This window comes from Robiginitalea biformata HTCC2501 (assembly GCF_000024125.1).
Taxonomy (GTDB): Bacteria; Bacteroidota; Bacteroidia; order Flavobacteriales; family Flavobacteriaceae; genus Robiginitalea; species Robiginitalea biformata.
In genome coordinates this window covers 2525121-2538632 of sequence record NC_013222.1, presented here as the reverse complement: position 1 = coordinate 2538632, position 13512 = coordinate 2525121, and the positions used below count along the sequence as shown (strand labels likewise).

Genomic DNA, 13512 nt, shown 5'->3' with positions numbered 1-13512 from the left:
TTGCTCGATTTAAAATTGGAAAAACTCCGGAAACGTCTTGCTTCAGTCGGTGTGGCTAAGTTCATTGCTTTCATGATTGTTATTTTTTAATTGATGGATTGATTTTGTAAGTCGCACAGGACGCCGGCTCCAGCCGAATCCCAGCATCAGTAGCTGGAACCTGTTATTGATAATGTTTACTCTTGCTGTCATAATTGGTTGCCTTGTTGCGGTATTACATCTATAAGACGGGTGAGGAATTCTTTTGTTACAGTACTATGTTATAAAAGGTACTGTCTTAAACATTTTTTAACATATTGTATTGCTTCAGATCAGATCTATATAACTGATTTTTAGCGCTTTAATACAAATTCTAAAAATTTGAAGTTTTTTCTGAATTTTGCATTGCGCCTGCTGAAACTGATGGAATAGGAGGGAGGCAGGGTGTAATACCGAGCATTTTTACCCCGCCCTGGCACATCGGGTTGACCGGGCCTTTGTATTTTTAACGACATATGCCATTACTGGGAGCTATCATCAAGAAGGCCATCGAGGCCGGGGCCATCATAAAACCGGATCAGAACCACTTGGATCAACAGGAGTCGCAACTGCGCAGCTTGCTTGAGAAGGCGAGGGATACGGCATTTGGGAAACACCATGGGTTTGATGCCTTATTAGGGGCCGACGACATACGCAAGGCATTCCGGGAACAGGTACCCTATTTTGACTACAACCGGATGCACGAGGGCTGGTGGAAAAAACAGCTGGACGGATCCCCGGATATCAGTTGGCCGGGCAAACCGGATTACTATGCGCTCTCATCCGGGACCACCGGCAGCAGCAGTAAGCGGATCCCGGTAACCGACGAGATGATCAAGAGCATCCGAAATGCCGGGATCCGGCAGGTATTATCCCTGCGCAACTTTGACCTGCCTTCGGAATTCTTCGAAAAAGAGATTCTGATGCTCGGGAGCTCCACGGATTTACAGGAGCAGGGGGAATTTCGAGAAGGCGAGATTTCAGGTATCAGTGCCGGGAATATTCCCTTTTGGTTCCGGAGTTACTATAAACCCGGGGAGGAAATTGCCCGGATCGACGACTGGGACGACCGCGTTCAGCGAATTGCCGACCGTGCCTCTGATTGGGACATCGGGGCTCTGAGCGGTATCCCCAGCTGGATTGAACTGATGCTTCGCAAGGTCATCGACACCCACGGGCTCCGGGACATCCATGAAATCTGGCCCAACCTTCGGGTATATACCTCCGGGGGGGTGGCCTTTGGCCCGTACCGGAAGAGTTTTCAGTCGCTTATGGGCCGGGAAATTACCGTCATCGATACCTATCTGGCTTCGGAAGGTTTCCTGGCACTGCAAACCCGGCCGGAAACCGACGCAATGCAGTTGCTCACGGATAATGGAATTTACTTTGAATTCGTTCCTTTCGTCCCCGAGAATCTGGAAGAAGACGGGAGCATACGGCAGGAGGCCCCCAGCCTGGGCCTGGACCAGGTGGAAGCCGATACAGATTACGCCCTGGTAATTAGTACGGTTTCGGGGGCATGGCGTTACCTGATCGGAGACACGGTGGCATTCTCGGATACCGGCCGGGCGGAAATCCATATTACGGGAAGGACCAAATTCTTCCTGAACACAGTGGGCTCCCAATTATCGGTGCAAAAACTGGATGCCGGGGTGCAGCACCTGGAAAATACCTTTGACATGGCCATCCCGGAATACACCCTGGCGGCGATCCGCCTGGACGACGGATTTCACCATTGTTGGTACCTGGGCAGCCGGGATTCCAGAGACTCAAAGGAACTGGCCTCCTCCCTGGACAACCACCTCCAGGAAGCCAATAAGAATTATCGGGTGGCGAGGTCCAAAGCGCTTGAGGGGGTGAAGGTACAGGTTGTGGACCCGGAAATCTTCTACGGCTGGAACGAGTCGCAAAAAAAGAAGGGGGGACAGGTTAAGATGGAACGTGTCATGGATCCCGATAAGTTTTCCCAGTGGGAGGAATTTGTCCGGAACCAGGGTACAGGTCAGGAATCCGCAGCCAGCTCCTGAACCAGGGCTTCGATTTCTTCCGGGGAACTGTAGAATCGCCGGATACGGGCCTTATAGGCTTCGGGTATGTCCGCCTCGTGCAGGATAAAATTCTTGGTCCGCAGGATGGATTCCTGTAACCCGTTCGATACGGCGTGGTAATCTGCCCGGAATTCGGCAGCCCGCCTGAAGGAAGGGGAAAACAGGTATCTCAGGCCAAACCCAAGCAAACCAAAACCGCTGTAGCGCGAATAATCCACTACATGACCCAATTCGTGGGCAAACCATCCCTCCAATACCTCTGCCGGCAGAACGGCCAATGATTCGGTTTTATTTCCAAATTGAACCGTCGGACTAATCCGGATGATGTAGGTGCGCGCCTTCCTGCCCGCAAACAACGACCAAAAGGTTGGACGGGCTGTCATGGTAGATCGGCCGGGCCTACTGAGCAGTCTGAGACGGATGCGGACCCCGGCCAGTTCGGGATACTGAGAGCGGGCCCTCTGAAATGGTGTTGTCAGGAATTCGGGGATGCGGTTTGCCATGCCAGTTTTATGATTTGAGATCCCGGGGGTTTGCCATTTGGGATCTGTGATAGCTGAATCATTTTGATTAAAAGAATACGAAAAAAAGTAGACAGTTTGTGCTATTTTCAAGACCTTTTTTGAAATGAATTCCAGATCTAACGGATCCCGAACGCTACCCGGCTGATTCAGCAATAATACAAGGGTATCGCCCGGGGCATTCCCATCGCTGTCAATTTCCATTGGAATTCCAGTCCAATCTGCCTACTTTCCCAACAGAAATTTAAGCGTGAAACTGCCTGATGGAACTGAAAGGACAAAATATACTGGTTACCGGGGCTTCCCAGGGTATCGGAGCGGCGGTAGCCCGGGAACTTCTCGGGCAGGGGGGGCGTATCATCGCCCACTATAACAAAAACCGGGAAGCTGCCGAGTCGTTGGCCAAAGCACATCCGGATTCGAAAGTTGCGACCCTCGCTGCCAACCTCGAGAACCCGGCGGAAACAGAGGAACTCTTCCGTAAAAGCCTGGAGGCATTGGGCCACCTGGATGCTTTGGTGCTCAATGCAGGTGTTTTCCTGCCGCACCCGCCGGAAATGGCAACTGCAGATTGGTGGCAGGTATGGCGAAAGACCCTGGCTATTAACCTGGACGCTTGCGGATTGCTTACGAAACTGGCCCTGGAGCATTTTAAAATGCGGGGTGGCGGCCGACTGGTCTATATCGGGAGCCGGGCGGCCTTCCGGGGTGAGACCGAAGATTTTCTGGGATATGCCGCGTCAAAGGGGGGGCTGACTTCCCTGGCCCGATCCGTGGCGCGAGCCTTCGGGCGGGACCGGATCGTGGCGTTCACCATTGCCCCGGGTTTTACCCGTACCGAAATGGCGGAAACGTTTATTCGCCAGAAAGGCGAGAAAATACTGCAGGATGAAATCGCTTTGCCCAACCTGACGGTTCCCGGGGACATCGCCCCCCTGGTGGCCTTTATGTGCAGCGGCAAAATGGACCACGCCACGGGCACCACCGTCGATATGAATGCCGGGAGTTATATGCATTGATGTCGGAAAGAACCGTTCTTTTAGCCGCCTCAGGCCGAATACATTAAACTTTTGTTAATGTGTTTAGCTGTCTGTAGAGAAATATTAAATTCGGGGAATTATTTAAGGAATCCGGGTTGCGGATCGTTGTCGGGGATTGGCCGTATTTTAATTTCCGGCCATGAAAAAAGGCGGAAAAAAACCGTGACCAACAGCCGGGTTCGAGAATTGCTATAAAATCAGAACCAGTATCATGACTACCGAATTATTACAAAAAGCTTCAGAATTCGAAAACCGCAAATGGTCGCGCATTACGACCAGCGATCGGGTGCAGGCTTCCCGGGACCTCAAGAAACTCATTCTCGAGATTAACGAAGTGTATAAGAAAACAAGGGATCAGCACCTGATGGAGGTAATGAAAAACCTCACGGCCATTAAGCGCAAGGTTGAAAAGCGCCTGCAGGGCCGCATCGAGGTATAGCCAGCCCTGAGTCAATCGGGTAGGTAGTAGGCGATAACGCTGCCCGGTTTCGTGATGGTTGTATAAATAAAAAACCGCCCAATCCGGGCGGTTTTAATTTAATAGTCTCCCAACAATTACTCGGGCATCACTACCGTATCAATCACGTGGATAGCCCTGGAATTCCCGGGGAATAGCCAATAAATGTTTAAACTTTATATTATTATGTTAAACATTTAAGAATTTCACCGAATGAACCCTATGGTACCGTGGCTGCGCACCGGTGGGGTGTAGTATAACTGTGAGTAACGAATAAAAACGAAGGAATGCCATCGAAGGGGAATTCAGGCCGAAAGTTACGGCCTAGCGATGCCGGTTGCGGTATTTCCTGTAGAGGTACCAGATTAGGCAAGCGGGGAGTAGTACTGCCAGGACAAAGGTGAGCAGTATCCAAAGGATCATTTCGAAAAATGCCTGTTCCATGGGGCAGGGAATTGCGGTTTCCGCCTTTTACCTGCTCGAATATACGGTATCTGCAAGGAATTTACGGCCAATGTTCCAGCCATTCCTGCGGTCGTATGTTAGCTGTCGCCAATCGTAATTCATGTTGAGCCGTTTCATGCTTGCCTTTATAGATAAGACGACCGGGAATCCGAAGTGTTACAGGGAGGAGTTCCCGCGGGTTAAGGCGTTATCGAATGGCCGGGCACCTCAAAAGAAGCATAGGCCTTTGGGAACCTTTCGTTTTTATTATCTTGCTTTAAACCGCGGAGGACATCAGTTCTCGTGGGCAAATATTTTTAACCATAACACAGAACCATGAAATTTACCCGTAAAGCAAGCGCCCTGTGGAAAGGGGGCGGCAAAGAAGGCAGCGGCACCCTCAGCAGTGCCAGCGGCGTATTGGAACAAACCCCTTATTCCTTTAATACCCGGTTTGCAGATACCAAAGGGACGAATCCTGAAGAACTGGTCGGCGCAGCCCATGCAGGTTGTTTTGCCATGCAACTCAGTTTTCTCATTGGGGAAGAAGGGTACACACCAGATAGCCTGGACGTTTCGGCCGAAGTCCATTTTGAGGACGGGAAGGTAACCGACATTCACCTGAACCTCCGTGGGAAAGTACCCGGAATGCAGGCAGAGGCATTTGAAAAAACCGCCCAGAAGGCAAAGGAAGTGTGCCCGATTTCCAACCTCCTCAATGCAAAGATCCACCTGGAAGCCCAACTCGTTTGAGGATAGAGAAATTGCACGCTATAAAATTGAAATCCGCAAGGGCTTACGCGCTTTCTGATCGGTGGCCTGGCCCAGACCCGGGAGATGCCTGACTTTTGCGGTAAACACCAGATTACTTCTGACATTGAACTAATTCGCATGCAGGACATCAACGATGCTTGCATGCGCGTCATCGAAGCCGATGTCAAATACCGGTTTGTGATCGACATGAAGGCCCTCAGGAACTGAGAAACCCGGCTTCCCGGAGCACGGAACGAATTCCTCTCAATGGGATCAACACCCAGTCCGGGCGGTGTTCCAGTTCATACCCGAGTTCGTACACCGCCTTTTCCAGCAGGAAGGTTTCCAACAGGATGCGGTAGTCGTCGGGGTCCTCGGGGATAAAGCCCGGACCGTCCAGGGATTTCAGGTATCCGCTCAGGTAGAGCCTCGTACTGGCCCGATTCCATATTTGCGCCCAGTATTCCTGAATTTCATTGCCTTCGCCGCCCAGCAAGTCGCTTTCGTGTAAGGCGCCGTAAACTGCATAATGCAACGAACGGATCATGGCCGCGACGTCCCTTAGGGGGGAGCGCTTCAATCTGCGTTCCGAGAAAGGCCGCATGGGCTCGCCCTCAAAATTCCGAATCAGGAAATCCCGACCGGTCCACAAGACCTGGTCGAGGTGGAAATCCCCATGTGTTCGGATTTTAACCGCCTCCATTTTATGGGAGAATATCCGTTTGAAACACTGGAGGACGTCGTTCTTCAGGCCCAGCACCTCCCGGGCTTCCTCCTGGATTTCCTCGGGGAGCCGCTTGAGGGATTTCCTAAGCTTGTCAAATGCATCCCGGGTCAATCCCTGCAGGGAGGAATAGACCGAGCGCTGGTAGTGCAGGGAAAAGGCCTCGTGTTCAAAGCCTTCCCGCCCGGGTTGGGACGCCAGGGCCCGGTGCAGTCCGGCCGTGCGCTCTCCCAGTTGCACAATGCGTTCGGGCAGGGCGCTCCCCATCAGATCTTTCAACAGTTCCGGAAGGTCTTCGAAACGCAACGGATCCGTCAGGCCGCCTTTTGGTGGCTTGAATTTAGTTTCCTCCCCGGCTGCCAGGGCCCGTTCAAAAAACATGTGGAAGGCATCCCGGGTATATTCCCAGGCCGTCCCCTGGCTGGGGTCGAGTTCCTGGGCCAATCCCAGGGCCAGCGTAGTCCTTCCCGCTGCTGAAAAGGTCACTGCCCCCAGATAATCCGGGACATGCTCATACGTGGTTTCCTCCGAGAGGAAATGGGCGAGTTCCAGATCCGGGTTGAGCGTATCGTCCAGTCGGCGATAGAGTTTCAGGTGGTAGCGGTCGTCGTATTGCAGGGAACTGAACGTCTGGCCGGAAGGCAGGATCCGGGATTTCATGGGGTCCGAAGGGGCCGGGAATTTCCTTTTGCCGCGGCTGAAGTGCAGTTCGCCCCCGTCAGTTTCGAATCTTTTCCCCTGCCGCACCCATTGCAGAAGGGCCATCCGGAAAGGCTCCTCGTAAATGGCATCGATGAGGACACCGGGTTCCGAACCGAGCTGCATCTCTGCGAGTATCGCTGCATCCGGCAGGTCGCGAAGGGCTTCCCGCCGGGCCTCCGGGATCCACGCCACCAGCAACTGGTAGTGTTCCGGCAGGCCGTCGTTATAACTGGTTTTTACCACGAGCCACCGGCTCGGCAAGCCGCGAAGGGGCAAGGCGGCCGAATTGCGGATTTCCAGGCTCTGTCGAATCCGGTTCCTCCCGGCGTACCAGTCTGCGTTATCCAGATAGCGCGGCAATACTTCCTCCTGGAGTTTTTTCCGAAGGGGCTTCGACATCAGGCCACTCCATTTGTCGGCTTTTAAGCGGGGCGGGGGGCCGGCTTCCACCAGGCGTTCGTCCTGCTCCAGTGAGAGCCAATAGTAGCCGAAAGGCGCCAGGGTAAACAAATACGGTTCCCGGCCGATTCGCGGAAAACGGTTCCGGCTGAAAACCTCCACCGGGGTATGCCCTTCGAATGTTCCGAGTTCCAGGTCGGCGGCCTGGGCAAAACGCGACAGGTTGCACAATACGAGTATCTGTTCCCCTTCATAAGCCCGGATAAATGCGATTATCTTTGCGTTGGCCGGGGCCAGGAACTCTATGTTCCCCCGCCCGAACGCCTTGTAGCGTTTCCTCATGCCGATAATCCGCTTCATCCACCAAAGGAGGGAGGAACTGTTGATTTGCTGGGACTCCACATTGACCGCCTCGTATTTGTATTCCGGATCGATGATGGTCGGGAGGTACAGTTTATGGGGATTTGCAGTGGAAAAACCCGCATTGCGGTCCCCGGTCCACTGCATGGGGGTGCGAACGCCGTCCCGGTCTCCCAGGTAAAAATTGTCCCCCATGCCGATTTCGTCCCCGTAGTAGATGACCGGCGTACCCGGAAGGGAAAACAGGAGTACATTCATCAGCTCGATCTTGCTTCGGTTGTTTTCCAGCAGGGGTGCCAGGCGGTGGCGGATCCCCACATTGATCTTGGCCTGGGGGTCTTTGGTGTAAACCTTATACATGTAATCCCGTTCCTCGTCGGTTACCATCTCCAGGGTTAATTCATCGTGGTTCCTCAGGAAGATGGCCCATTGGCAGGTTGGGGGAATTTCCGGAGTCTGGTCGATGATGTCGATGATCGGGTAGCGGTCCTCCATTTTCAATGCCATGAACATGCGCGGCATAATCGGGAAGTGGTAATTCATATGGCATTCATCGCCCTTGCCAAAATAAGCCGCACTGTCTTCGGGCCACATATTCGCCTCGGCCAGAAAGAGCTTGTTGTCGTACTTGCTGTCGATATGTGCCCGGAGTTTTTTGAGGAATTCATGGGTCTGGGGCAGGTTTTCACAATTGGTGCCCTCCCGTTCGAACAAGTAGGGGACTGCATCCAGCCGGAATCCATCCACTCCCAGTTCGCACCAGAAATCCATAATGTCGAAGACCTCCTGCTGTACGTCCGGGCTGTCGAAATTCAGGTCGGGCTGGTGGGAAAAGAACCGATGCCAGAAATAGGCTTTGGCCTCCGGGTCCCAGGTCCAGTTGGAGGGTTCGGTATCCGTGAAGATGATGCGGACATCTTTGTATTTTCCAGGGTCGTCACTCCATACGTAGTAATCCCTGTGGCGGGAACCGGGGGGTGCCTTCCGGGCGCGCTGGAACCAGGGGTGCTGGTCGGAGGTATGGTTGATTACCAACTCGGTAATCACCTTGAGTCCGCGGTTGTGCGCTTCGCGGATAAACCGCTTGAAGTCCCTGAGTTTTCCGTAGGAGGGGTTGATATTGTAGTAATCGGCGATGTCGTAACCGTCGTCCCGCAGTGGGGAAGGGTAGAAGGGGAGGACCCAGATGGCCGTAACCCCGAGGTCCTCAAGATAGTCCAGTTTCTGGATCAGGCCCTGAAAATCCCCGATTCCATCCCCGTTGCTGTCAAAAAATGCCTTGATATGCAATTCGTAGATTATGGCATCTTTATACCAGTGTTTCTCATCGTCAATTTTAATCCCTTTACTCACAGTTCCTTGTTTCGATGTTAATTTGGCCAAAGTCCGGGGATTTCTCCCCGGCCTTTGTGGATGCCGCAAAATTTACGAATTCCCCCCGGGAACCTGAAGCCCGCAGCCGGATAGTTTAGCCGGCATCTGCAATTGCGGGGCGTATGTTGTATTTTAGGGGAAAATTTACACCATGGATTTGAAACACCATTTGACACTTTACGGAACTGCCTGCCTGGCTTTGCTCCTGCTGGCTGGCTGCGGGGAGGATCCCAAACAACCGGAGGACGCAACCAAAGCGCGTCCGGAGTTTACCTCGAACCTGCCCCTGGACAGCCTGAACCTGCCGCCGGGCTTCTACGCCCATACCTTTGCGGAAGACCTGGAGGGCGCCCGTTCGATGGCGATGGGCGACAAGGGGACCCTGTTTGTGGGTACGCGGGGGACCAACAAGCTCTATGCCCTGGTAGACGAAGACGGCGATTACCGGGCAGACCGGACCATTGTCCTGGATACCACCCTGGAGGTACCCAACGGGGTAGCCTTCCGGAACGGCTCCCTGTATGTGGCCCAGGTAGACCGGTTGTTGCGTTTCGATGGCATTGAAGACCGGCTGGACAACCCGCCGGACCCCGTGGTTGTGTATGACGATTACCCGGATAAATTCCACCATGGCTGGAAATACATCGCCTTTGGACCGGACGACAAGCTGTACGTGCCTGTGGGGGCACCCTGCAACATCTGCGACAGTACTTCAGTGGATGAACGGTTTGCAACCATCACGCGGATGGACCCGGATGGCAGCAATCGGGAAATTGTGGCCCGGGGGGTCCGCAATACCGTGGGATTTACCTGGCACCCTGAAACGGAAGAACTTTGGTTCACCGACAACGGCAGGGATATGATGGGGGACGACATCCCGCCCTGTGAACTGAACCGGGTTACGGAAACGGGGCAGCATTTCGGATATCCCTTTTGCCATGGAGGGACAATTCCCGACCCGGACTTCGGCGACCAGCGACCCTGTGACGATTTTGTCGCCCCGGTGCAAAACCTGGGCGCCCACGTAGCTCCCCTGGGCGTTAAATTCGTTTCTGGGGACATGTTCCCGGAGGCTTATCAGGGCCACCTGCTCATTGCCGAACACGGCTCCTGGAACCGCAGCGAAAAATCGGGATACCGCCTGACCCTGGTGAAGCTAAAGGATGGCGAATCGGTTGGATATGAACCCTTTATTGACGGGTGGCTCAACCACGAGAACCAGACCCGCTGGGGCCGGCCGGTAGACCTGATGTTTCTGGAAGACGGATCGCTACTGGTTTCCGACGATTTCGGGAATGCCATTTACCGGATTGTCTACGACGGACAGGAGATGGCTTCAGCCGAATAAAATTGTTCGGGCGCCTTGCCGATTGAAAGCGGGGTTTGCATTAATATTGCGCCATGGAAAACCGATCCCAGGCCCCGCTCATCTTTGCGGCATTTTTCGCTATTTACGTTATCTGGGGGTCTACCTACCTGCTCAATAAGGTGGCCGTGGACGAACTGCCTCCTTTTTTACTGGCCGGCATCCGTTTTGTGATTGCCGGGGTTTTGATTTTTGGAATAGCGGCCCTGATGGGAAAAAAACTGGGCATTACGCGGCGCCAGTTGCTGAACACGGGACTAGCGGGGTTCCTTTTTTTGAGTTTCGGCAACGGGATGGTGGTTTGGGCATTGAAATTCGTGGATACGAATTTTGCTGCCCTGATCATTGCGGCCCAGCCCCTGCTCGTGATGCTCCTGATGTGGCTCCTGCAGGGCCATCGGCTGCGCCCCATCTCCCTGGTGGGTGTAGCCCTGGGGATTCTCGGGATCTACCTGCTCGTAAGCCAGGACGCCACCACGCGGCACCCGGACGCCTGGATCGGGATTCTCATGATCTTTGCCGCCATGGTGGCATGGGCCTATGGGAGCCTGTTTGTTGGCAAGGCTGATTTACCCGGGAATTCCTTCGTAAACACGGGTTACCAGATGCTAATGGGCGGAGGGATGCTGCTGGTCATGAGCCTGTGCTTCCGGGAGCCCCTGAGCAACCCCCTGGAATGGCAGGCGGATACGCTCTGGGCCATGCTGCTGCTGATTCTCTTTGGCAGCATTGTGGCATTTACGGCATTCAACTTCCTGCTGAAGGTGGTTTCGCCCGAAAAAGTGTCGACCAACACCTACGTAAACCCGATTGTGGCGATGCTCCTGGGCTGGTACTTCCTGGATGAGCCTATCACATTACAATCCGTGGTGGCTGCCCTGGTGCTGCTCACCGGTGTTTATTTTATCAGCACAAAACACAAGACCATCAGCCTCCGCCGATTTCGCAGATCCCGGGTAGCCCGTTAGTGCCCGCAAGCCCGGGCCGGAGTGCGGCCTTATTTCAGGATATCGAACTGGTGGGTATACTTGATGGTCAGCACCTGATTGTCCAGGGCATCCGGCAGGTCGTCGTCCCGTACAATGTTCAACACCACAAAGAGGCCGGTATTGGCGCTTTGCAGCCATCCCAGGCGGGCATTCACCGAAGTGATGTTCGACACGTTGTTCCGCTGGATCAGGCTTTGGACAAAGAGCCTTGGGGTAAACGAATAGGCCAGGCGCAGGCCGCCCACTACGGCGGTGACGTCCCCGTTGCTTAAACCGATATCGTTGTGGCTGAAGGTCAGGGAGGAGACGAATTTGTCCCCCACCCGATAATTGGCAGTCCCGCTGTTGCTGATGCGCTTCCCGTCAAAATACCCTCCGATAAAGGTACGGGTACTCAGGGAAAAGGCGTTGTTCGGGTTGGTGATCACCACCAGTTGCAGCTCTTCGTTCGGGTATTCCCCAACCGGCACGGTAACCCCGGCAATATCAAAGGGCCGGAACACCTGTTCGTAGGTGAGGTTGATGCCCGTGTGCACTTCAAAACCGCTGCGGAATACCCAGTGGTTGTCGATGTGCCAGAAACCGGTTTGCTGGTTGCCGTCAAAGTCCCAGTAACCCCGGTACGAGGTATGCGGGCGGATTTCGAGCAGTTGCCCGGCATCCTTAAAGCGGTGCGCCTTGAACAGCAGGAGTTCGGGTTTTCGGAAGGCGGTACGCTGTAAAAACCCGACTTCCGGGTTAAAACCTTCGCCCACTTCGGTATAACCGGCGCTCACGTTCCACCCGTTCCAGTCGTAGTTGGCCAGGAGTTTAAACGCGTGGTCGTTCGATTCGATGCCCGGAGTGGTGCTCTTGGCAACATACCCGTTGACCTCGGCCTTGTTGCCGATTCCCCATTTACCGTCAATGGCGTACACCCGGTTGTAATCGTCATCCGTGGCCCCGAGCCCCGAACGGCTCACAAAAATCCCCCCGAGGGAAGAGCGCGTTCCCGGGAAGTTGTGGTTAACCCGGGCCACGGAAAAATTGTTCTCTTCAATCCCCGCTTCCTCCACATCTTCCGTAAACATACTGAGCAAGCCCACGTTGGTATTCCCGACCTTACCGGACAGCCTGGCCCCGCCGATGATGGGCACCACGCTGCCGTCGTCCCCCAGGCCAATTCGACGGCTGAAAAACAGGTCTACCTCCCCGGGGCTCCCTACGGTAAACTGGCCGGCGTTTTCCAGGAAAAAGGCGCGCTTCTCCGGGAAGAACAGATTGAACCGGTCCAGGTTTACCTGCTGGTCGTCCACCTCCACCTGGGCAAAATCCGTGTTGTACGTCAAGTCGAGGGTCAGGCCGGGGGTGATGCTGTATTTAATGTCGGCACCGGCCTCAAAATCCGTGTCGGTTTCGATAGGGTCCATGCTCCGGTCGCGGGTGGCCCGGCCCAGGACATACGGGATTAGTTTGAGGTTGCCCGGGTTTACCAGATCCAGGCCGCTGAGCTGGCCGGCCAGAGACAACCGCTTCAGGTCAAAGCCCAGCGGGAGGGTGGTCCAATAGGCTGTCTCCGTATTCTTGGCGATGTTTCGCTGGAAATTCATCCCCCAGCTCTTGGCCGACCCGCTGGCAAATCGCAGCGAGCGGAACGGGATGGCGAATTCCGCGCTCCACCCAAAATCCCCCACCTGGGTGCGCACGGTCCAGGCGGCATCCCAGTTCAGATTGGTGCCCCCAATAACGCCGCCCTGCTGGCGATTGGCGTTAAAATTGCCCTTTCCTTCGTTATTGATCTGGGCATCGTATTCCATCCCCTGGGGGTTCGTCCCGAACAAAAACCCGTTCTGGCGGTCGTTATACGTGTCGATGATAAACAGGAAACTGTCTTCGTCGTTCAGGTCGGCATCACGACGGGAATCGGATACCACGATCTTGTCCGGTTCCGAATCATAGCAAACCACGGAAAGGTAAAACGTGGATCGGCTGTAGGCCACCCGCACCGCTGTGCGCTCGGAAACCGGCTGGCCGTAATTCGGCCGGATCTGCCGGAGTCCCTCCGTGGCCGGAATGGCCTGCCAGACCGGGTCGCCCAGAACATCCCCGTCCACCACGGGTTCCTCATCGAGGGCGACGGCCTCATAGGCGGGGCGCTGCTGGTTGGTGGTATCGGGCTGAATGGCCTCCTGGGCATTTGCAGGTATGCAGACCAGGCAGGCGGCCAGGGCGATGAAGCAGGGGCGAAAAAAATGCATCTGAAGTCAGTTGGTTATCCGGTAAATATAAAATTAAATCCGAAGCCGTTCCCTCCCGGTGCAACAGGACTTTTCCCGCT

At 54.5% G+C, this 13512-nt stretch carries 9 protein-coding genes and 1 pseudogene; 7 read left to right on the top strand and 3 right to left on the bottom strand.

The features are described from left to right. Positions 1-494: 494 nt before the first annotated feature. Complete coding sequence (locus tag RB2501_RS11230) at positions 495-2045, top strand: GH3 family domain-containing protein (protein ID WP_015754941.1); 1551 nt, start codon at positions 495-497, stop codon at positions 2043-2045. Here the strand turns inward: RB2501_RS11230 and RB2501_RS11225 are convergent. Further along, positions 2021-2569 (bottom strand): hypothetical protein, encoded by a 549-nt coding sequence (locus RB2501_RS11225; protein WP_148214357.1) that lies wholly within the window; start codon positions 2567-2569, stop codon positions 2021-2023. The two genes, RB2501_RS11230 and RB2501_RS11225, sit on opposite strands and share 25 nt — an antisense overlap. A 281-nt stretch (positions 2570-2850) precedes the next feature. On the opposite strand from RB2501_RS11225, the gene RB2501_RS11220 reads away from it, so the two are divergent. The 4 genes and pseudogenes from RB2501_RS11220 to RB2501_RS16025 all read left to right on the top strand — a co-directional run. Continuing rightward, entirely contained in the window at positions 2851-3606 is a 756-nt protein-coding gene (locus RB2501_RS11220) for an SDR family NAD(P)-dependent oxidoreductase (protein ID WP_015754939.1), read from the top strand. A 232-nt stretch (positions 3607-3838) separates the two neighbouring features. Then, positions 3839-4066 carry a hypothetical protein gene (locus RB2501_RS11215; RefSeq protein ID WP_015754938.1) on the top strand — a complete coding sequence of 76 codons (228 nt, stop codon included), beginning with the start codon at positions 3839-3841 and terminating at the stop codon, positions 4064-4066. Positions 4067-4864: 798 nt separating this feature from the next. Continuing rightward, the gene (locus RB2501_RS11210; RefSeq protein WP_015754936.1) at positions 4865-5281 is read left to right on the top strand and encodes an OsmC family protein; all 417 of its coding nucleotides are present in this window, start codon (positions 4865-4867) and stop codon (positions 5279-5281) included. Positions 5282-5335: 54 nt separating this feature from the next. Next, positions 5336-5509 (top strand): annotated as a pseudogene (locus tag RB2501_RS16025) (NAD(P)-dependent alcohol dehydrogenase); the annotation flags it as partial. Here RB2501_RS16025 and treS read toward each other — a convergent pair. Further along, positions 5499-8819: a maltose alpha-D-glucosyltransferase gene (treS, locus tag RB2501_RS11205; RefSeq protein WP_015754934.1), complete on the bottom strand. Its 3321-nt coding sequence runs from the start codon at positions 8817-8819 to the stop codon at positions 5499-5501. The pseudogene RB2501_RS16025 and the gene treS sit on opposite strands and share 11 nt — an antisense overlap. Before the next feature lie 172 nt (positions 8820-8991). Here treS and RB2501_RS11200 point away from each other — a divergent pair, with 172 nt between their 5' ends. Beyond that, on the top strand, positions 8992-10188 hold the full coding sequence (locus RB2501_RS11200; RefSeq protein ID WP_015754932.1) for a PQQ-dependent sugar dehydrogenase: 1197 nt from the start codon (positions 8992-8994) through the stop codon (positions 10186-10188). A gap of 53 nt (positions 10189-10241) precedes the next feature. Beyond that, the gene (locus tag RB2501_RS11195) at positions 10242-11174 is read left to right on the top strand and encodes an EamA family transporter (protein WP_015754931.1); all 933 of its coding nucleotides are present in this window, start codon (positions 10242-10244) and stop codon (positions 11172-11174) included. A gap of 29 nt (positions 11175-11203) precedes the next feature. Here the strand turns inward: RB2501_RS11195 and RB2501_RS11190 are convergent, their stop codons facing one another. After that, complete coding sequence (locus RB2501_RS11190; RefSeq protein ID WP_015754930.1) at positions 11204-13432, bottom strand: DUF5916 domain-containing protein; 2229 nt, start codon at positions 13430-13432, stop codon at positions 11204-11206. Positions 13433-13512: the final 80 nt, after the last annotated feature.

Excerpts from the sequence above, each read along its gene's own strand:
- RB2501_RS11225 (WP_148214357.1), bottom strand. The coding sequence starts at position 2,569 with ATGGCAAACCGCATCCCCGAATTCCTGACAACACCATTTCAGAGGGCC.
- RB2501_RS11210 (WP_015754936.1), top strand. The coding sequence starts at position 4,865 with ATGAAATTTACCCGTAAAGCAAGCGCCCTGTGGAAAGGGGGCGGCAAA.
- RB2501_RS11190 (WP_015754930.1), bottom strand. The coding sequence starts at position 13,432 with ATGCATTTTTTTCGCCCCTGCTTCATCGCCCTGGCCGCCTGCCTGGTC.
- RB2501_RS11195 (WP_015754931.1), top strand. The coding sequence starts at position 10,242 with ATGGAAAACCGATCCCAGGCCCCGCTCATCTTTGCGGCATTTTTCGCT.
- RB2501_RS11200 (WP_015754932.1), top strand. The coding sequence starts at position 8,992 with ATGGATTTGAAACACCATTTGACACTTTACGGAACTGCCTGCCTGGCT.
- RB2501_RS11215 (WP_015754938.1), top strand. The coding sequence starts at position 3,839 with ATGACTACCGAATTATTACAAAAAGCTTCAGAATTCGAAAACCGCAAA.
- RB2501_RS11230 (WP_015754941.1), top strand. The coding sequence starts at position 495 with ATGCCATTACTGGGAGCTATCATCAAGAAGGCCATCGAGGCCGGGGCC.
- RB2501_RS11220 (WP_015754939.1), top strand. The coding sequence starts at position 2,851 with ATGGAACTGAAAGGACAAAATATACTGGTTACCGGGGCTTCCCAGGGT.